Below are 20,370 nucleotides of genomic sequence, written 5' to 3'. Positions count from 1 at the left end.
CCTTTTTCAATCATAACCAGTATACGACGAAGCCGTAGGTAATTTTTTTGTGTTAGAACTGAGGATAAGCAGGGTTCAGTCCAAAAGAAACTCGATCAAAAAGTAGAGATAGAAACATAGATATAGAAGGTTTTTACATTGGCAGGAATAGTGTTATGTCGAGATGTGTGCGTGCCTCCATGAGTTGAGTGAAAAAGAGTGGGCAAACCGGAATTGCACGTCGGCCAGGTTAGAAAAAGGGAATGAGAGCTATGCAAATTGGATTTGCGAAACACTCCGGTTTGGAAATGAGGTTGAGAGCAGAGCAAACAGTTTTTGCAGGTTACTCAGATTCACAAATGAGATTGAGAGCAGTGCAAACAGTTTTTGCAGGTCACTCAGGTTCGGAAATAAGATTGAGAGCAGTGCAAACAGTTTTTGCAAATCACTCAGATTCGAAAATGAGATTGAGAGCAATGCAAACAGGTTTTGCAGGTCACTCAGATTCGAAAATGAGATTGAGAGCAATGCAAACAGGTTTTGTGAGTCACTCAGATTCCCAAATGAAGTTGAGAGCAGAGCAAATATGATTTGCAAGTCGCTCAGGTCGAAAAAAAGTAATGAGAGCAGTGCAAATTGGATTTGCGAGTCATTCAGATTCGCAAATAAGATTGAGAGCAATGCAAACAGTTTTTGCAGGTCACTCAGATTCGAAAATGAGATTGAGAGCAATGCAAACAGTTTTTGCAGGTCACTCAGATTCGAAAATGAGGTTGAGAGCAGAGCAAATTGGATTTGCAAGTCACTCAGGTTCGCAAATGAGATTGAGAGCAATGCAAACAGTTTTTGCAAGTCACTCAGTTTCCCAAATGAGATTGAGAGCAGAGCAAACAGGTTTTGCAAGTCACTCAGATTCGCAAAAGAGATTGAGTTCCTATCTGGTTAAGCAATTTGCAGAAATCAAGGTTTTAACACAGGTATATTTTACGATGGTAGATTAGTTGGGATGAGTTCACTTCATTTTATCAATTGGAAGACAAAACATACGAGCATTGGATACTATTGAAGGTAAGGGGATAATTTCAATGTTGTGTAAAAGCACTGCTTGACTATATTCTCTGTGATTTAGGGCTTAATAAAGTCGAGATTCAGTGTGCAGAAGCAAATATTAAAAGTAGAAATATACCTAAACGTCTAGTGTTTAAACAAGAAGGTATAAACCGTGAAGCTGAGTTCATCAACGGATGTTATAACAATATTGTCACTTATAGTTTGCTTAGAAAAGAGTGGAAGGGCAATCAATAGTAACTTCAGCTAGTAGCAGTTTTTATGGCTAATTGACTAACCTTAGGCAAAAATTTATAGTAGGACTATTCAATTGTGGGCTCTTGTGTTTGTTAGCTTAATGTGTGTGGGGATGTCTCCCTTTGTGACGTGATCTAACATCGCACTTTTGGTATTATCCGAAAAAAACACATGCATCAACACCTCAAAAAAGGCGAAACCCTGCAATAGACTTAGAAGCATCCGTCCAGTCATAAATATTTTGGATTTCCAATTATTCAATCATCTAACATTGGCTATTCCTTTTATCCGAGAACGATAACTTTGCAATATAGGCTTGAAATATAGTATGCTTACTGTGCAATCATTAGTAAAGGAGGGGAATATTTATGTCTATGGCTTATGAAGAGTATATGAAACAAGTTGTGAAGCCGATGAGAGCTGAGCTTGTTCAGGCCGGTTTTAGCGAGTTAACAACTGAAGAAGAAGTAAACGATTATATGGAGCAAGCAGAAGGTACAACATTAGTTGTCGTGAATTCTGTTTGTGGCTGTGCAGCAGGATTAGCAAGACCTGCAGTGACTCAGGCTGTATTAAATGCAGAGAAGAAACCAGACAATTTAGTGACCGTTTTTGCTGGTCAAGATAAAGATGCAACAGCAAAAATGCGTGAATATTTCACAGGTATTGAGCCGTCTTCTCCATCTATGGCCCTTCTTAAAGGGAAAGAAGTGGTACATTTTATTCCACGTCATGATATTGAAGATCACTCTATGGAAGAAATTATGCACAATTTATTAGCAGCGTTTGATAATAAATTATAAAAAGGATCACACGATAAAAGGTGATTGAATGCAGCAGTTAGGAGCACTCTTATCCTGACTGTTGCTTTTTAATTTCAATAAAATAAGTAGGTGTTTTGATGTTTGTTACAACATCAGCGAGGACAAATCCTGACGAAACCAATAAGGCAAAGCAGGTAGCAATGACGCTGAACCTTCCCTTTATACATAGAAGAAAAAGAACAATAAAGAGTATGGTCAATCAATACGAAACGAACGGAATTGTCGTTGGAAAAGAGCGAATGGAACTATATAAAGTAGGTGAGGAAAGCCCTTTTTTCTTTCATCCTAGTTCAGCAATGTTCCGCATTAAGCGTCTGCAAAAAGGTGAACATGATCCTTTTATAGAAATTTGTCAACTAAAAGCGGGTTCTACTTTTCTTGATTGCACACTTGGGCTAGCTTCAGATAGCATTGTGGCAAGTTATGCTGTAGGTGAGACAGGGAAGGTAATTGGGTTAGAAGCAAGTAAGGTGATAGCGTATTTCGTTGGTCAAGGTTTGAAAGAATGGCCAAATGACAACGTAATCATGAAAGGCAGTATGGAAAGAATCGAAGTAGTTCATGATTTAGCCATCAATTACTTGAAATCTGTCCCTGATGCTTCCTTTGAATGTGTCTATATTGACCCCATGTTTGAAACAACGATAAAAGAATCGCCTAATATCAATGCATTACATTCGATTACATACAAAGGTGATTTGACTGAGGATATGATTATTGAGGCGAAGCGCGTGTCTAAAGAGAGAGTGGTATTGAAGGATCATTTCCGTAGTGAAAGATTCCAAGCCTTTGCATTTCAGCAAATCAAACGTAAATCAGCGAAATTCCACTACGGTGTGTGGGAAAAAAGATAAAAAGATTGCTGTTGCCTTACTAATGGCTACAGCAATCGAAACTAATGGCAAACGTTTTTTAATCAGTGATACACATATAAACAAAGTAAGCAAGTAGTACTAAACCACCAACAAGCGCAATCCAACTAGAATCCATTATGTACCTTCCCCCTTCTTATTTTCTTATTTGTATATATCCCCCAAAAAAGCAGCAATTAATCATGAACCAATGCCCAAAAAGTGATAAAATATGGTAGAATAAAAGAAAAATTTTGTGAGGCAATGAACATGAATATTCAAATGGCAGCGAGAATGGAGCAATTCCAAGAGAGTATTTTTTCGGAACTAGCTGAAATCAAGCAACGGAAACTAGAAGAAGGCATAAAAATGATCGATCTTAGTGTCGGTAGTCCCGATTTACCACCTCCTCCAATTATAACAAAGATAATGGGCGAAATGGCAAGTGATCCAAAGCTTTATGGTTACACATTAAAAGGGATTCCGGAGTTTCATGAGGCAGTGGCGAATTATTACAGTAGAAAATACGGCGTAACCCTCGATGCGAAGGAAGAAACCACGTTACTGATGGGCTCACAAGACGGTTTGGTCCATTTACCAATGGTGCTTTGTAATCCTGGTGATATAGTACTCGTTCCAGATCCTGGTTATACAGCGTACGAAGCAGGTGTGAATCTTGCAGGAGGGCAAATGTATCGTATGCCTTTAAAAGAAGAAAATGATTACTTACCTTCTTTCGCTGATATCCCAAAAGAAGTTAGTAAAAAAGCAAAGATAATGATTCTAAATTATCCTGGAAATCCGGTTCCTGCCCTGGCGACAAAAGAATTTTTTGGACAAGCAATCGAATATGCGAAAGAAAATGAGATTGTCATTCTCCACGATTTTGCTTACTCTGAATTATATTTTGAAGAGGTGCCAATTAGTTTTTTATCAGTTGATGGTGCGATGGATGTAGGGATTGAAATGAACTCGTTATCTAAAAGCTTTAATATGGCAGGGTGTCGTGTGGCTTATTCTGCAGGAAATCGTAAAGTTATTTCTCTTTTAAGTAATCTAAAGTCTAACCTTGACTATGGCGTTTTTTATCCTATTCAAATGGCTGCTGTACAGGCGTTAGCTGATGATTCCTCCTTTTTAGATGAATTGAGAGCGGTCTATAAAAAAAGAAGAGATTCTTTTGTTCTTGGATTACGAGAAGTAGGTTGGGATGTGGCTTTACCTAAAGGGTCGATGTTCGTATGGGGGAAATTACCGGTTGGAATGAAATCTAAGCCATTCGCACTTGAATTAATTGAAAAAGCGGGAGTCGTTGTAACACCTGGAAATGCCTTTGGTGAATGGGGCGAAGGTTATGTACGCATGGGTATTGTCCAATCAGAAGAAACATTATTAGAAGTTGTTTCCCGTATTGAGAAAAGTGGCATTTTTAAATAAATAATGAAAGTCATCTGAGGAGGAGATACACTTGCCGAGTTGGTTAAGAAAATCATTAGTGGTGATGGTGACAATCTTTACATTTGGATTGGTAACACCAACGAGTTTATTACCTATTCAGCATGAAGAAGATAAGTCACCAAGAAAAGCAGTTTTAGCTGAAAGCTTACCAGATGTAAGTGGAGAAGAAACTTCACAAGTTTCGAGGGAGGATTTTATAAAGGAAATGGTTACTTCCGCGGAAAAGCATTCTTTCGAAAAGTTTGGTGAAAAAATTAAACCGGTCATTGAATCAGAATTTCAAATCGTCATCCTACCTAATATAGAAAAGGCGATTTCAGAAGTTGCAGAGCAGTATACAGAGGAGAATCTGCATCATTTGAGTATCACTGAAACGGCCTCTGCGGGCGTTTCAGAACGAATTTTTCATATAGCAGATGAGGCCAAGCAGAAAGATGTCATTCGTTTTCATGTCAGAAGAGATCATCCACCACAGCAAGGTTATTGGTTTAATTTCCATTATCATACTGCCTATGATCAATTCCAAACTCACCATGAACTAGGATCTATCTACTGGGATAAAAATACCCCGCCAAAATGGATGAGTTAATTTCAAAAATTGAAACTTTTCTAGTACATATTCGTATATACTAGGTGAGGAACGATAGTATATAAAGTTGATCAGGGGGAAAAATTCACTATGGAAATTATCGATGGGATCCTACATACCTATTCTAGTTTCTTTGATTGGGATATGTGGGTTGAGGCATTATCTCGACCAGATGCATGGGTGCTAATTGGCACATTGGTCATTTTAGAAGGCTTGCTTTCAGCCGATAATGCGCTTGTCTTAGCAGTAATGGTTAAGCACCTACCACCAAAACAACGAAAGAAAGCACTTTTTTATGGGTTGCTTGGCGCTTATTTCTTCCGTTTTTTAGCGATAGGTGTAGGTGTATTTTTAATTAAATTTTGGTGGATAAAAGTACTAGGAGCCGCTTACTTAGGCTGGTTAGCTATTAAATATTTTATCGACAAAAAGAAAGCAGAAGAAGCAGAAGACGAAGAAGCGTTGGAAGGAATCAATCAACGAGGCTTATTGATTCGTCTGTTTGGGACATTTTGGGGAACAGTTATTGCCGTTGAATTAATGGATATTGCTTTTTCAATTGATAGCATTTTAGCAGCATTAGGTGTGAGTCAAGAAATATGGGTACTTCTTGTTGGTGGTATGCTAGGTATCATCATGATGAGGGGCGTTGCAGGGGTATTCTTAAAATTAATTGACCGTGTACCTGAACTTGAAACAAGCTCTTATATTCTTATTCTATTAATCTCTTTAAAGATGTTGTTAAGTGCAGCAGGTATTCACATAGATCATATGTATTTCTTTGGCGTACTTGTGATTGTTTTTGCAATTACTTTTATTGTACATGCGAAGAGAAAACGTACTGAAGCAGCAGGCTCATAAGAAAAGGGGATGAATTGCTTCATCCCTCTTTTTTCACTCCATCAATATCTTCCAATATCTGATAATAATTGCAATTATTTCTGGGTCCCCTCTATTAAATTTTTCTGAAATTAAAAAAAGGAGTTGGCGTATGAGGTTATTTACAGATTTATCTCAAGCTGCACTAGATGAGTACTTTTTTAAAGAACCGACGACATTTAATAAATATACACCGAAGAATGAGCTTGCATATGCATTAGCAGCCACCCTTTATATGCCTGCAACACGTCCTGCAATCCATCAAGATTTGATTAATAAAAAGCACGCTGGTCTAACATCAGTTGTCATTTGTTTAGAAGATAGTATTGGTGATCTAGAAGTGGAAATAGCGGAAAGGGAATTACAGCATTCATTACATAAACTTCAACAAGATATTTCTAGAGGCTTTATTACATTAGAAGAATTGCCATTACTTTTTATTCGTATAAGAAATAAAGAGCAGTTAGTTCGGCTAATAACTTTATTTAAAGATGAATGGCAGTTACTAACTGGTATTGTCATTCCAAAATTCTCTTCAATCGATGGTGAAGACATGCTGCAACTCGTAAGTGAAATACGAAATAGTGGCCATGAATTATATGCGATGCCAATTCTTGAAACGAAAGAAGTTCTATTTAAAGAAACAAGAATGGAAGAATTAAAAAAACTAAAAGGAATATTCGATAAGTACGCCCATTTTATTTTGAATATCCGGATAGGGGCGACAGATTTTTGTGGACTTTTAGGAATCAGAAGAAACACATCCACTTCATTATATGATATTGCTGTATTGAGAGATTGTCTAGCAGACATTATGAACTTTTTCCAAAGGGCACCTAATACTTACTTACTTTCTGGACCTGTTTGGGAGCATTTTGTTTCTAAAGAAAAAGTTAACGTACTAAGTAATCAAACGGAGCAAATCATGGATTCATCGTCATTTATGAACAAACTACCGAAAGAGATGAGAGGATTCATAGCAGAAATATTACTCGATATTAGTAATGGTATCATCGGTAAAACGATTATACATCCCACGCAAATTACGCCGGTACAAGCTTTAAACACTGTGACTTATGAAGAATACAATGATGCAATGGATATATTAAATCATTCAAATGGGGCCCGTGGTGTGATGAAAAGTGCGAGTCAGAACAAAATGAACGAAATGAAGCCCCATTATTATTGGGCAAAAAAAATCGAGTTAAAATCAAGAGTTTACGGGGTGCTAAATGAACAATACAACACAATTGATTTCTTCCAACAGTTATCACATGATAGACGTCATCGAGCCCATGCAGGTGAAGCTAAATATCAACTATAATCCTTACCATTTTAAATTCGATGAATTATTCCAGATGGCAGCAAGAAAGAATAAAAAAAGATCCTTTTTATTCGTTAGTAAAGTGTTAGGTAAACATCTGCCTATCTCGCCGGCAAAAGGGTTAGCAACGGGACTGTTATTAGCAGAAAGCTACCTTAAGGATGTGGAAGGGAAAAAGCTTTCGTCATCATCACCCTTTGTGGATGTACTGAAAAATAAGCAGTCTAAATTTAGTGATACAGCATTTATTGGCGATCAATATTCCCCCATCATTATTGGTTTTGCAGAAACTGCGACAGCGCTCGGTCAGGCATTTTTTCAAGCGTTTAAGAATGCAGATTATTTTCATACAACGAGAGAAGATCTTTTAAACGTTGAATCGATCATTTATTTTGAGGAAGAGCATTCACATGCTACTTCTCATCGTTGTTATATCGACGCCAATTTGTTGCAAAATAGTCGGGAAATTATATTAGTAGATGATGAGATGACGACTGGAAAGACAGCGCGAAATATTATCACTTCATTACATGATAAGTTTCCGAGGAAGCATTACACTGTTGTTTCTATTCTTGATTGGAGAAATGAGACCAACAAGAATGCATTTATTGAATTAGAGGAAGCGTTAGATATCACTATACGTCATATATCCCTTCTTGCTGGCGAAGTTGAAGTAGATGGGAACCCAGTTATTAAGGAGGAAGAAAGTGTAGACTTTTACCGTCCATCTACAGAAATGAATGAAATTTACATAGAAAAAGAATTACCTATGCTGTTTGCTTCTAAGTATTATCCTACGACAAATCAAAAGTCTCCCTTCAACACTGTTCCTTATATTGCTGAAAGTGGTCGATTCGGGTTGGATAGTAAAGTGAACGTTTTATTAAACTCAAAAGCAGAGAAGGTTGCAACATTTCTTGATCAAAAAAGAAAGGGTAAACATATTTTATGTATCGGCACAGGTGAGTTTATGTATTTGCCAATGAAAATAGCTAGCTTAATGGAGGGTAGTGTAAAGTATCAAAGTACAACCCGTAGCCCTATTCATGTCCATAATAAACCATCCTATGGCGCACGCTTTGGTATGACTTTTCCTAGCCCTGAAGTGGAAGAAGTGGTGAACTATATCTATAATATTCCACCGGAAACATATGATGAAGTATTTATCTTTTTTGAAAGATTAGTAGATGAACAGGTTTTAAGCAAGTTTTTACAACAGTTAAAAATACCAAGTATTCAAGTTGTCTTTTTGAAAGGAGTGAGGTGATTTGACTATTGTCGCCAGACAGCCTATGTTTGGGTCATATGACCGAAGAGAGGTCACCTTTCTTTTAAAGGATTTAAGTCATATCCATTTAGAAGATACAACAGAAAACAGAGAACATGCCATTCAATCAGGTGCTCATTATAGTGAAACCTTACCAATAGAATACCAGCCACCAAAAGCGTATATCGATCTTTTCTTTCGTTCTTTAGACGAATTTAAAGAGAAAGTGGCTTTAAGTATAGCTGTTGTAGCAGAACAGATTTATGCAGCTAAAGGCAAACAGACAGTTTTGGTTTCACTAGCGAGAGCAGGTACACCAATAGGCATTTTAATTAAAAGATATTTGTTTTTTAAATACCATGTAGATTTGCCGCATTATAGTATTTCTATTATTCGCGATAGAGGAATCGATGAAAATGCTCTTCACTATATTTTAGAAAAACATTCAACGGGAATGATTCAATTCGTAGACGGTTGGACAGGAAAAGGTGCCATTTCGATAGAATTAACAAATGCTTGCCACTTATTCTTTCAGAAATATGGAGTGAAAATTGATGAAACATTGGCTGTTTTAGCTGACCCTGGCCATTGTACAACCGTATTTGGAACGAGGGAAGACTTTTTAATTCCGAGTGCTTGCTTAAATTCGACTGTTTCTGGACTAGTCAGCAGGACGGTTTTAAATAATCAATGGATTGGTGAAAAGGATTTTCATGGGGCGAAATATTACCATCATATGATTGATGAAGATTTATCAAACATCTATTTAGACAAAATAACTCAGCAATTTCAAAAAGTTGTATCTATTGCAAAGCAGGAAGCAAGTAAAATAGTGGATGAAAATTACGGAGCGACCTTTTCAGGTATGAATGAAATACTAAGAATCCAAAAGGAGTTCGGTATCGAATCTTCTCATTTCGTTAAACCAGGTGTAGGTGAGACGACGAGAGTAGCTTTAAGAAGGGTACCTTGGAAAATACTGATTAAAGATAAAAATAGTCCTTATCTAAAACATTTGTTTGCACTTGCTGAGGAGAGAAAGATTGAATTGGTTCATTATCCACAAATGAGCTATACATGTTGTGGGCTAATTAAGAAGGTTATCCAATGAGAGGAGGAATTTTTGCCTCAGATTTAGATCGGACATTAATCTATTCAGAGACAGCGATATCGCAATTGGAAGCAATTCCAAGTAAATCTGCAACCGTTGTTGAATATAAAAATAATAAAGCTTTATCTGTGATGAGTGATCGTGCCATAAAATTATTACAACAAATTCGCAATACCCTTCTGTTCGTGCCAATTACTACACGAACACGGCAACAATTTGAGCGGATTGAATTTCCTTTTAGCCATCGTTATGCAGTTGTTGCCAATGGCGCACAAATTCTATATAACGGTCAGCCTTTGCTAAATTGGGAAGAAAGTATCAAGCGAGAAGTCTATGATAAGAGTGGAACGAAAGAGAAACTCTTGAATCATTTAATCCCATTTAAGATAGAGGGTAGATTGCGTGAAGCAGATGGGTGGTTTTTCTACTATGTGCTAATGGAAACATTGCCAGATTGCCAATTGGCTGAAATACGCCTAACGGCAGAAGGGCTTGGATGGCGTATTTCTTTGCAAGGTAGAAAATTATATTTTATACCAAATGCGATAAGCAAAGGTAGGGCACTACAGTATATCGCAGAAAATGAAGGGGCCCAGTATTTATTCGGAGCAGGCGATTCATTATTAGATTATGACTTTTTAAAAATTTGTGATGAATCATTTGTTCCTGCTCATGGAGAACTGGCTCAACATTTAAAAAAGGCTTCCCATTGGTTAACAAAGGAAAAAGGGATGCTGGCAACAGAAGAATTCCTTACTAAAATACTTCAGACAGTTACCAATCCTTTCGACCGGAGAGAAAGATCCGATTTACAACAGAAAATACAACCAATCCAGCTGTGATAAAGAAAATAAAGATCATGCTCGTGTAGAAAATGGACTGGTGAACTGTATAAGTGAATAATGAAAGAAAGGCAGCCAAAAAGAGTAAATCAAGCATTATAAATATTGAGGAGTTTAAAGTTCGTTCCAGTATTTTTAATTCTGAATCGATATTAGGTAACTTGGAACGCTTCGCTAACATTCTCATTTTTAATCCATCCTTTGATTACATTTATCCTTTCGTTTGAAGCAAATACAGGTATCCTTAGTAATGCAACTATATGCATAACCACAGTAAATGGTGAAAATGGCAGAAGCCCTTATTCAATAGCTTCAAATCGTAACTATTTATGTTAAGATGAAATGGATACGTGTTTATAATCATTGTTTCTAAAACAACAATATATATACAAAATGAACCTGTAAGACGAATGTATTAAAGGGAAGGGATCAGTCAATGAATGTCACTCATAGTCATGTGAAAAATATCCGAATGGCAGTTACATATGAAGGGTATAAAGAAGCATTAAAAACGCCACTAAATGAAAGGCCGATGTATGAGGTGGCCAATCGTACACTTACTTATAATCAAATCTTTCTCCGGTTATTAGGTGTACCATTAGACGAGGATGCCTATTATAATGAACTGTTTGACCTAGCTAATGATCCAACGATCGATATTTCAGTAATTGGTGAAGACTATTTAGACAAATCGATGAATAATGAACATTTTAAGTCCATCCAAAAGGTTATTAATATCCATAGAGATCAGCAGCTTTCAATTAATCGATTTGTCGCTTTTTTAGATGGGGAAGGATTACTACTTCGTTCAGAACTACCAGCTATTCAGCGTAAAATCCGCGAAGCATTAATGGAAACATTACAACTTTTCTCTGATAAAGAGGAAGGTGGGCTTAAGCATAATGATTTGCGTAGAATCTTAACAGATCTTATTAAATGGTCTCATAACCATTTGGGAGAAAGCTTAACCAACGCTGATTTAACAGTAAAGCTCCCGAAATTTATTTGGTATGGACCTTATAAAAAAACGCATGCTTACTTTATTTACTATTTACTTTCGCTCGGTTGTGATGTGATTTACATATCACCTAGTGGAGAAGATGCGTTTGCCTCGTTTCAATTAGATTGGGCAAATACTCCGGTACATCATTTTCAAAATAAGAATGAGGCTGAACCTTTTCCAACTGAAAAGCGACGAAGAAAATCGACCGTTGCCTATCGTGCATCAAAAGAAATAGAATCGATACTTAATCAAGATGGATCAGGTATTTTTAAGCCATGGCAATTACGAGAATATTTGCCCGCGTCGCTGACGTTGAAAACAACTTATGATGAACTTTTTCTACTTGTTAAAGAAAAGGCGATGATTCGCCCTAATTTTGATGTGGCAGACAAGGTTGTGAAAATTCCGCACGTATTTGCAAAAATTCAAGGTGTCAGTAGAGACCGCAAAGAATACTGGGAAAGGCTTCACACACTTGAAGAAAACGATCATAGTTATTTAATCCGCTCTTTTCCTTTTTCAAAAGGGGTGAGCAGCGATTATCGCTACCATTATCGTAATGCACTTGATCAAGACGGATTAGTTGATCCAGATAAAGTGATGAATGCTCATTTTTGGACTTACAAGCATTTACCTAATGGCTTACAGCAAGGGATAGCCTATGCGATAAGAAAAATTTGTGAAAAATCATTATTAAAAAAACAAGCAAATGAATCTGAAGAAGATTTAAAGGTTTATATTTTTGCTCAAAGTATGCAACTCCAAGGTAAGATGCTACAACTCATTCAACGTTTTGATTATTCACAAGATGTACCTAAGCTTATCTTATTTAATAATGAATTAAATGGCTTAATGAGTCGCCATGATGCCGTATTGCTACTTTTGATGAATCAGTTCGGTGTGGATATCACCGTTTATAATCCAGCAGGACATAATGATATTGAGAATTATATTGATGAGCGTTTATATGATGTTCATTGGTTGGAAGATGTCATTTTTGAATTAGAGTATAAAGAACCATCTTTCATAAAATCTGCACTAACTAAATTTTTCAAGAAGTTATAAAGGAGTGAAATAAATGAATTCATCTGATATGCAAACGAATTTGGATGTCATTTCAACAAACCCAGAAGACAAGTTAACAGAAGCATCTGCGAGTCAAATTAAACTAGCTTTAAGAGAAAATAAAGAGGTTCAACAACTCTCTGCCTCAATAGACGAGCGCGATCAAATCCAAATTTTGGAATTTGGTAAAGAACCAGCTGAGGAGATATCCAAGTTTTCTGATCAAATTCTCGGCAATATGAGAACAACAAAAGTAGAGGATTCCGGAGAATTATTGAAACAACTTGGAAAAATTATGGATCAGTTTGACCCGAAAGATTTTGAGAAAGAAAAGCCAGGTTTCTTTGATAAACTCTTCAAAAAGGGCGAAAAACTTATTGAAAAGTTGTTTGGAAAATACCAAACAATGGGCAAGGAAATCGATAAAATTTATGTTGAAATCTCTAAATATCAAAATGAAATGGTTGAAGCAACTACTACGTTAGATAGGATGTATGAGGAAAACTATCAATATTACCTTTCCCTTGAACAGTATGCTGTTGCTGGTCAGATGAAATCTGATGAACTCAAAGCCAATCAATTGCCACAATTAGAGCAAAAAGCAATTGCAGGTGATCAAATGGCCTCTATGCAATTAGATACTCTAAGAAATGCAGTCGAATTATTAGATCAACGAGTGTATGATTTAGAAATGGCGAAAATGGTTGCATTACAAACGGCACCACAAATCCGTATGCTTCAAAGAGGGAATACGAAGTTAATTGGGAAAATTAATTCAGCTTTTGTGACGACGATTCCAATCTTTAAAAATGGACTTATTCAAGCGATGGCAGCGAAAAGGCAAAAGCTCGTTGCTGATTCGATGAGTGAATTAGATCGCAGAACAAATGAAATGTTAGTTAGAAATGCGCAAAATATATCACAACAAAGTACAGACATTGCAAGACTTGCTGGTGGACCAAGTATTAAGATTGAAACAATTGAACAGTCTTGGGATATCATCATGAAGGGGATGCAAGAAACAAAGTCGATTGAGGAAGAGAATCGCAAATTAAGAGAAGAAGGAACGAAAAAATTAGAACAGCTGCAAGATAATTTTCGCAATATGAAAAACAAGAGATAAAAAAACAAAGGGGAGATAAACAATGGCGATTAGTTTACAAAAGGGACAAAGAGTAGATTTAACAAAAGGGAATCCAAGTCTTTCAAAAATACTTGTTGGTTTAGGATGGGATCCAGTAAAGCAAAAAAGTAGTGGTGGACTATTAGCTGGTCTCTTTGGAGGCGGTGGGGGTGTCGATATCGATTGTGACGCTTCGGTTATACTGCTTGGGGATAACGATAAATTACGTAACAATAAAGATGTCATTTATTTTGGAAATTTAAAAAGTGGTGATGGAAGCATTCAACATACCGGTGATAATTTAACGGGCGATGGAGATGGTGATGATGAACAAATCCTTATCGATTTGAGTCGTATTCCTAGTCATATCCATAAACTTGTATTTGTTGTTAATATTTATGATTGTGTAAAACGAAAACAACATTTTGGTATGATTCAGAATGCTTTTATTCGCATTGTCAATTCAAATAATCATCAAGAGTTAATTCATTTTAACTTAACGGAAAATTACGATGGGAAAACAAGTTTAGTTGCTGGTGAGATTTACCGCCATGGTCAAGACTGGAAATTTGCAGCGGTAGGGAATGGTACGCAAGCTGCTAGCTTAAGCGATATTGTTCGTTCTTATTCATAAGTGTGCTAGATTAAAAGGGCTGATCTTTGATTAGTCCTTTTTATATTTAATGAAAATCTATGATATAATTAATAGACTAGTAATGATACGATTAATGATAGAAAAGGGAGGAACAGCTATGAAAAAGTGGATATTTACAGGCTTATTTTTAGTTGTTTCCTTAACATTAATGGGAAGTTCACAAGCCGATATCGGTGCGATTCAGTTAAAGAACTATCCATATTCTTCAGAACTAAAGCAAGCAGTTGATCTTACATCAGCGGATTTGTTAGGAGAGATTGTCTTATTACCAACAGAATCTTTTGATGAAATAGAAGCAGCTGCCATCATATCCCGCTTGGACCAATTACCGTCTACCTTATTACAAAAAATAGACAATCAAAATATTAAGATTAAGCTTTTTTCAGGCAGGTTGACAGAGAATCCTAGCGTAAAACATCTAACTGGAATGATTCCACGTGGATATACTTCATCAACGACATGGGATCAAGTTCCAGGCATTGGTGGAGGGAAAACAGTGCTTGTAAAAATAGGCTATAGTGACCAAGGGATGGACCATGGCTCCGTTAATTTGGAATTACATGAGCTGGCACATTCCATTGATCGTTATATCTTTGAGGAAATCCGTTCGAATAGCCAATTTATTCGTATTTGGCAAGAAGAGCAACCACGATTATTTCCAAATGACTCCTATTTCTCTACGTTTTCCGAAGAATATTTTGCTGAGAGTTTTGCCCTTTATTTTTTGAATGTAGAAACGAGAAGTTACTTGTATGAAAATGCGCCAAAAACGTTTTCTTTTATTAGACAAATGGCCCATAATCATTAAGATATAAAGTTTAAGAGGTGAGTATCATGGAGAAACATCCAGAACAGGCATATTTAGACATGCTACAACATATTTTAACAAATGGACAAAAGAAACAAGATCGTACTGGTACTGGAACTTTAAGTGTTTTTGGCTATCAAATGCGTTTCGATTTAAGTCAAGGATTCCCATTATTTACAACAAAGCGTGTACCGTTCCGTTTAATTGCAAGTGAATTACTCTGGTTTATTAAAGGTGATACAAACATTCGCTATTTATTGCAGCATAATAACCATATTTGGGATGAATGGGCGTTTAAAAAATGGGTTGAATCAGATGAATATAACGGTCCTGATATGACAGACTTTGGTAGACGTTGTTTAATTGATAGCGAGTTTAATGAAATCTATCAAAAAGAATTACAACAGTTTTGTGAAAGAATCCTTACTAACGATGAGTTTGCAGAAAAATACGGAGATTTAGGAAATGTATATGGAAAGCAATGGAGAAATTGGACTGCTTCAACTGGGGAAGAGCTTGACCAGTTAAAAGATGCGATAGAACAGATAAAAAATAACCCTGACTCAAGACGAATCATTGTGAATGCATGGAACCCTGAAGATGTGATCAATGCAGGTGGAAAAGGAAGCAAAGCTGCATTACCTCCTTGTCATGCCATGTTCCAATTTTATGTCATAAATGGTAAGTTGAGTTGCCATCTATTACAACGCAGTGGCGACACCTTCTTAGGGATTCCATTTAATGTGGCTTCCTATTCGTTGCTCACTCATTTAATTGCTCATGAGTGTGGTTTAGAGGTTGGTGATTTTGTTCATACAATCAGTGATGCGCATATTTATTCGAATCATCTTGAGCAAGTACAGGAACAATTATCAAGAACACCAAAGGCATTGCCGCAACTACGAATTAATAACAATAAAACCTCGATTTTTGATATAGAAATGGAAGATTTAACAATTGAGGGCTATGATCCTCATCCAACAATTAAAGCCCCAGTTGCCGTTTAAGTAGACCAAGCACTCATCATGGGATGAGTGCTTTTCTTTTGCTGAGAAGCTTTATTATTGGATTTTCTTTTCAAGTGCAGAGAATTATATTAAACTTATAATTAATTGCTAGTGCCGATTGGAGGATATGAAAATGATTTCATTAATTTGGGCAATGAGTGAAAATAGAGTGATAGGAAAAGATAATCAGTTACCGTGGCATTTACCAGGGGACTTGCAGTTTTTTAAAGAGACGACGTTAGGTCACCCAGTTGCGATGGGGAGAAGAACATGGCTCTCACTTGGAAGGCCACTTCCAGGAAGAGAAAATATTGTCATTACTAGGAATACAGATTTTTCTCCAGAGCAAGCAACAGTTTTAAATTCGATTGAACAATTAATTACATACAGTCAAGAAAAACAGCAGGAAGTTTTTGTCATTGGTGGAGCGCAAATTTATCAATCTACTTTACCTTATGCAGATAAGCTCTATATTACCAAAATTCATGCTGAAATCGAGGGTGACACAAGCTTTCCATCATTCGACCTCACCGAATGGAAACAAGTGTCCGTCGAGAAACGAAGCAAAGACGAAAAAAATGCTTACGATTACGAATTTCAAGTATATGTTAGAAAATAAAATAGACGGCTTCTTTATGAGCCATTAAAAACACGAAGTGGCTTCGTGTTTTTTTTCATGGTCTCCTATGAAGTATTTGTTCTTTATCTATTTGCCTACCCTAAAACAGGCAAGGAGTAAGAAAATGCATTATGCGGCGTAACTATAAACGTTAAGCTATTAATCTCTTTTTTTGATTACTTAAGAATGTCCAAAAACAATTATATGTTATGGGTGGGTACACCTACATTTATCTTTTTTCTGGTGATTCTTGTAAAATAATATCATTTCTACCAGTTGTCATCTTTTTTCTTCTGACTCTTGCATGTAAACATGACATTGCCAATTTGCCCTCATACCATGAATAACGTAAAATCACATTTGAAAAAGCGTTCATCCCAGTTTTTACTTCTAAAAAATCGTGCAACCCATTATTGCTCGGGAACAATTATAAGTGTATGTACTCCAAGTCTTATGCCCGATTCACTATAATCTCCTCATCAATTTTTTTCTATGAAGTAAATGATTATTATTCCATATATAGGAAATTAAAAATCAGAAATAAAGTAACCGTTTTCATTTTTAAAAAAACATGAATTTTTAAAAAATTGTGCATCAATCTATTATTCTCATGTTATAATGTACAAATTACAAAAGGAAAAGGGATGAGTTGGCAAATGGAACAGAGAGCAGTGAAAGAGAAAATGGTGCAATTGGAGGATATCTTAATTGCGTACCAGCACTTAAAGGATATCGTTGCCCATACACCGCTGCAAAAAAATAATCGCTTGTCTGAAAGATATGAGTGCAATGTGTATATTAAACGGGAAGATTTGCAACATGTACGCTCTTTTAAACTAAGAGGTGCCTATTATTCAGTGATGTCATTACCAGAGGAACGGATAAAGAACGGCGTTGTTTGTGCAAGTGCAGGCAATCATGCACAAGGGGTTGCCTATGCTTGCCATCGATTAGGTATTAACGGGAAAATTTTTATGCCGGCAACTACACCTAAACAGAAAGTAAGCCAAGTTGAATTATTCGGCAAAGATTCAATTGAAATTATTCTTGTTGGCGATACATTTGATGATTCATTCGCTGAGGCTCAGGCTTGCTGTAATCAGGAAGGGCGCACATTTATTCATCCCTTTGAAGATGAGCATGTGATAGCTGGTCAAGGAACTATTGCTGTTGAAATGCTTCATGATTGCGATGAACCAATTGATTATGTTTTCGCAAGTATTGGCGGGGGCGGATTGATGTCTGGTTTGTCCACGTACATTAAAAGTGTGTCACCTTTAACAAAAATGATTGGTGTCGAGCCTGAAGGAGCTTCTTCGATGAAGGAATCCGTTCAACAAAATCAAGTCGTGGCCCTAGATGAAATTGATAAATTCATCGACGGTGCAGCAGTTAAAAGAGTGGGTGAGATGACATTTGATATTTGTAAACGATATGTAGATGACATTATTAGCGTCCCAGAAGGAAAAGTTTGTACAACAATATTAGAATTATACAATGAGCATGCAATTGTTGCCGAACCAGCAGGAGCATTATCAATTGCAGCTTTAGACTTTTATAAAGATGAGATTAAAGGAAAGTCAATTGTATGTGTTTTAAGCGGTGGAAATAATGATATTGAAAGAATGCAGGAAATTAAAGAACGATCCTTGTTGTATGAAGGGTTATTGTATTATTTTATTGTTAATTTCCCTCAAAGAGCAGGGGCATTACGAGAGTTTTTAGATGAGGTGCTTGGTCCTACGGATGATATTGTAAGATTTGAATATACAAAGAAGAACAATAAAGGTAGTGGTCCAGCTCTAGTCGGTATTGAGCTAAAGAATCGACGCGATAATCATAGTTTAATCGAGCGCATGAATAAAAAAGGATTCTCTTACCAAGAAATTAACAATGATGAAAATTTGTTTCATCTTTTAGTCTAATGATTGTTAGGAATTAATTGACTTTTCTTTTAAAATAACGCTATAATGGGGATGGCTTGAACAACAGTTTAAGGGGATGTTTTTCATGTTTTCAAACATAGGTTTTCCAGGACTTATTCTCATTCTTGTGCTGGCACTCATCATCTTCGGTCCAAAGAAATTACCCGAAATTGGTCGCGCGCTAGGTGATACATTAAGAGAGTTTAAGAAATCTACGAAAGAATTAGCCAATGACGATGATGCTGAGAGAGAGACAATGAATAAAAAGGCCTAATCGATAGGGCTACATATAGTTATGAAAATGAATAATTGTGAAAATTAGAAACATGTATTAGTCAAGGTAATCAACTACTTTTGACCTAACCACATGTTTCTCGTTTTTTGTGTAGGTTTTCCATTTTGTTCGTCTTTAAATAGTGGACAAAAGTGAAGCAAGATTCAACAGGTTAAATGAAAACGAAGCAGGAGTAGGTTATGAAACAAGAAGAATTGAATTATATTGAGCATCTAGAGGAATTAAGAAAGCGGTTAATTCTTTGTATAGTGGCATTTGTATTGTTTTTTATTGTCGGTTTTCTGTTCGTCGATCATATTTACCAATGGTTTGTCCGTGATTTGAAAGAGCAGTTAATTGTACTTGGACCAAGTGATATCATTTGGGTGTATTTTACGATTGCTTCTGTTATTGCCATAGCTGGGACAATACCAGTTGTGGCATTGCAATTATGGCAATTTGTTAAACCTGGACTTGTGCCTAAAGAGAGAAAAATTACATTAGCTTACATTCCAGCTCTTTTTGTATTGTTTTTAGTTGGGTTAAGCTTTGGTTATTTTGTCATTATGCCTACATTGTTTAACTTTTTGACGGGGTTAAGTGAAGGTATGATGGAAATGAGTTTTACGGTAGATAAGTATTTTCAGTTTATATTTCATATGACGTTGCCTTTTGGAATACTATTTGAATTGCCAGTTGTGGCGATGTTTTTAACATCCCTCGGGATGATTAACCCATACGTGTTAACAAAAATCAGGAAATACGCTTATTTTGTTCTTGTAGTGATTTCTGTTATTATTTCACCACCTGATTTAATGTCAGATATTATCGTCAGTATTCCGCTTCTTGTCCTATATGAAATCAGTATTACCTTATCAAAAATCGTTTATCGCAGAAAGTTAAAGAAAGAACAATTAGAAGCATTGGAAAGCTCCTCATCATAATTTTAATAAGCACAAAAAATCTAGAAGAATTATTAAACGAAATGATGTATAATACGATTAAACGGGTGAAAATGAGGATTGATATTTTGATATGTAAAAGCCTAGAGTTCAGAAATGTATTTGGACAGAAGGTGAAGATTACAGAGATTCCTTTAGTGGATAAGGATAGTCCTTGTTTTTTCTTAGTACACATTCGACTACAGCAGTTTGTAACGAAAATTTATCATACGGAACATTGTAAGACAACTGTGTACTCATTTAAAGAGTATTTAAAACGTGTGATGAAGTGGTCAGATGTTGAGATGGTATTTCAAACAAAAGAATTAAAAAGCAATGCATGATAGATCCCGTAAAGGGGTCTTTTTTTAGTGTAGTGAACAAGTTGAGAAAGTTATAAAAAGGGTCCACATAGTTATAAAAGCTAATATGCCTGTGAAATCATGTATTTTAGTTAACATTTATTTTGAAAGGTTTTTTGTTTTGTTTATTGATTATTTGTCCAGTTTACCTAACTAAAA

Annotated in this window: 22 protein-coding genes; 21 read left to right on the top strand and 1 reads right to left on the bottom strand. The window is 36.2% G+C overall.

The window, feature by feature from the left end:
- Positions 1 to 242: 242 nt before the first annotated feature.
- The 17 genes from MKX78_RS14725 (at position 243) to MKX78_RS14645 (ending at position 16,709) form a co-directional block, all read left to right on the top strand.
- Complete coding sequence (locus tag MKX78_RS14725; protein WP_341051492.1) at positions 243 to 569, top strand: hypothetical protein; 327 nt, start codon at positions 243 to 245, stop codon at positions 567 to 569.
- A gap of 30 nt (positions 570 to 599) precedes the next feature.
- Complete coding sequence (locus MKX78_RS14720; RefSeq protein ID WP_341051490.1) at positions 600 to 980, top strand: hypothetical protein; 381 nt, start codon at positions 600 to 602, stop codon at positions 978 to 980.
- A gap of 672 nt (positions 981 to 1,652) precedes the next feature.
- Positions 1,653 to 2,087 carry a BrxA/BrxB family bacilliredoxin gene (locus MKX78_RS14715; RefSeq protein WP_095372850.1) on the top strand — a complete coding sequence of 145 codons (435 nt, stop codon included), beginning with the start codon at positions 1,653 to 1,655 and terminating at the stop codon, positions 2,085 to 2,087.
- A 98-nt stretch (positions 2,088 to 2,185) separates the two neighbouring features.
- The gene (locus MKX78_RS14710) at positions 2,186 to 2,962 is read left to right on the top strand and encodes a class I SAM-dependent methyltransferase (RefSeq protein WP_322909533.1); all 777 of its coding nucleotides are present in this window, start codon (positions 2,186 to 2,188) and stop codon (positions 2,960 to 2,962) included.
- A 267-nt stretch (positions 2,963 to 3,229) separates the two neighbouring features.
- Entirely contained in the window at positions 3,230 to 4,396 is a 1,167-nt protein-coding gene (locus tag MKX78_RS14705) for an LL-diaminopimelate aminotransferase (RefSeq protein WP_341051487.1), read from the top strand.
- A gap of 31 nt (positions 4,397 to 4,427) precedes the next feature.
- Positions 4,428 to 5,006, top strand: coding sequence for a YpjP family protein (locus tag MKX78_RS14700; RefSeq protein ID WP_307313193.1), 579 nt, complete (start codon positions 4,428 to 4,430; stop codon positions 5,004 to 5,006).
- Positions 5,007 to 5,096: 90 nt separating this feature from the next.
- Positions 5,097 to 5,867, top strand: a complete 771-nt coding sequence (locus MKX78_RS14695) for a TerC family protein (RefSeq protein ID WP_095372854.1) — start codon at positions 5,097 to 5,099, stop codon at positions 5,865 to 5,867.
- Positions 5,868 to 5,997: 130 nt separating this feature from the next.
- Complete coding sequence (locus MKX78_RS14690; RefSeq protein ID WP_095372855.1) at positions 5,998 to 7,209, top strand: HpcH/HpaI aldolase/citrate lyase family protein; 1,212 nt, start codon at positions 5,998 to 6,000, stop codon at positions 7,207 to 7,209.
- Positions 7,118 to 8,476: a phosphoribosyltransferase family protein gene (locus MKX78_RS14685; protein WP_307313201.1), complete on the top strand. Its 1,359-nt coding sequence runs from the start codon at positions 7,118 to 7,120 to the stop codon at positions 8,474 to 8,476. The genes MKX78_RS14690 and MKX78_RS14685 overlap by 92 nt, the downstream gene beginning before the upstream one ends.
- A 25-nt stretch (positions 8,477 to 8,501) precedes the next feature.
- A complete protein-coding gene (locus tag MKX78_RS14680) occupies positions 8,502 to 9,587 on the top strand; it encodes a cysteine protease StiP family protein (protein ID WP_307313743.1) in 1,086 nt (361 codons plus the stop codon).
- Positions 9,584 to 10,429, top strand: a complete 846-nt coding sequence (locus MKX78_RS14675; protein ID WP_307313204.1) for an HAD family hydrolase — start codon at positions 9,584 to 9,586, stop codon at positions 10,427 to 10,429. The genes MKX78_RS14680 and MKX78_RS14675 overlap by 4 nt, the downstream gene beginning before the upstream one ends.
- A gap of 436 nt (positions 10,430 to 10,865) precedes the next feature.
- Positions 10,866 to 12,497, top strand: coding sequence for a YceG family protein (locus MKX78_RS14670; RefSeq protein ID WP_095372859.1), 1,632 nt, complete (start codon positions 10,866 to 10,868; stop codon positions 12,495 to 12,497).
- A gap of 28 nt (positions 12,498 to 12,525) precedes the next feature.
- Entirely contained in the window at positions 12,526 to 13,620 is a 1,095-nt protein-coding gene (locus MKX78_RS14665) for a toxic anion resistance protein (protein ID WP_370873270.1), read from the top strand.
- 22 nt (positions 13,621 to 13,642) lie between these two features.
- Entirely contained in the window at positions 13,643 to 14,254 is a 612-nt protein-coding gene (locus MKX78_RS14660) for a TerD family protein (protein WP_095372861.1), read from the top strand.
- 118 nt (positions 14,255 to 14,372) lie between these two features.
- Positions 14,373 to 15,083 (top strand): anthrax toxin lethal factor-related metalloendopeptidase, encoded by a 711-nt coding sequence (locus MKX78_RS14655; protein WP_307313209.1) that lies wholly within the window; start codon positions 14,373 to 14,375, stop codon positions 15,081 to 15,083.
- Between the two features lie 26 nt (positions 15,084 to 15,109).
- Positions 15,110 to 16,090 carry a thymidylate synthase gene (locus tag MKX78_RS14650; protein WP_307313211.1) on the top strand — a complete coding sequence of 327 codons (981 nt, stop codon included), beginning with the start codon at positions 15,110 to 15,112 and terminating at the stop codon, positions 16,088 to 16,090.
- Between the two features lie 133 nt (positions 16,091 to 16,223).
- Entirely contained in the window at positions 16,224 to 16,709 is a 486-nt protein-coding gene (locus tag MKX78_RS14645; RefSeq protein WP_095372864.1) for a dihydrofolate reductase, read from the top strand.
- Between the two features lie 229 nt (positions 16,710 to 16,938).
- Here the strand turns inward: MKX78_RS14645 and MKX78_RS14640 are convergent, their stop codons facing one another.
- Positions 16,939 to 17,085, bottom strand: a complete 147-nt coding sequence (locus MKX78_RS14640) for a hypothetical protein (RefSeq protein WP_341051481.1) — start codon at positions 17,083 to 17,085, stop codon at positions 16,939 to 16,941.
- Positions 17,086 to 17,365: 280 nt separating this feature from the next.
- Between MKX78_RS14640 and ilvA the strand changes: the two genes are divergently transcribed.
- The 4 genes from ilvA (at position 17,366) to MKX78_RS14620 (ending at position 20,193) form a co-directional block, all read left to right on the top strand.
- Complete coding sequence (gene ilvA / locus MKX78_RS14635; RefSeq protein WP_095372865.1) at positions 17,366 to 18,634, top strand: threonine ammonia-lyase IlvA; 1,269 nt, start codon at positions 17,366 to 17,368, stop codon at positions 18,632 to 18,634.
- An 85-nt stretch (positions 18,635 to 18,719) separates the two neighbouring features.
- Positions 18,720 to 18,908 carry a twin-arginine translocase TatA/TatE family subunit gene (locus MKX78_RS14630; RefSeq protein ID WP_095372866.1) on the top strand — a complete coding sequence of 63 codons (189 nt, stop codon included), beginning with the start codon at positions 18,720 to 18,722 and terminating at the stop codon, positions 18,906 to 18,908.
- Positions 18,909 to 19,108: 200 nt separating this feature from the next.
- A complete protein-coding gene (tatC, locus tag MKX78_RS14625; RefSeq protein WP_307313215.1) occupies positions 19,109 to 19,852 on the top strand; it encodes a twin-arginine translocase subunit TatC in 744 nt (247 codons plus the stop codon).
- An 86-nt stretch (positions 19,853 to 19,938) separates the two neighbouring features.
- The gene (locus tag MKX78_RS14620) at positions 19,939 to 20,193 is read left to right on the top strand and encodes a DUF2535 family protein (protein WP_095372867.1); all 255 of its coding nucleotides are present in this window, start codon (positions 19,939 to 19,941) and stop codon (positions 20,191 to 20,193) included.
- Positions 20,194 to 20,370 lie beyond the last annotated feature (177 nt).

Origin of the sequence: Cytobacillus sp. FSL R5-0569, from assembly GCF_038007265.1 — a bacterium.
Taxonomy (GTDB): domain Bacteria; phylum Bacillota; class Bacilli; order Bacillales; family Cytobacillaceae; genus Cytobacillus; species Cytobacillus kochii.
Note: the sequence above shows the minus strand (reverse complement) of the source record. Positions and strands in the feature narration are given on the sequence as shown.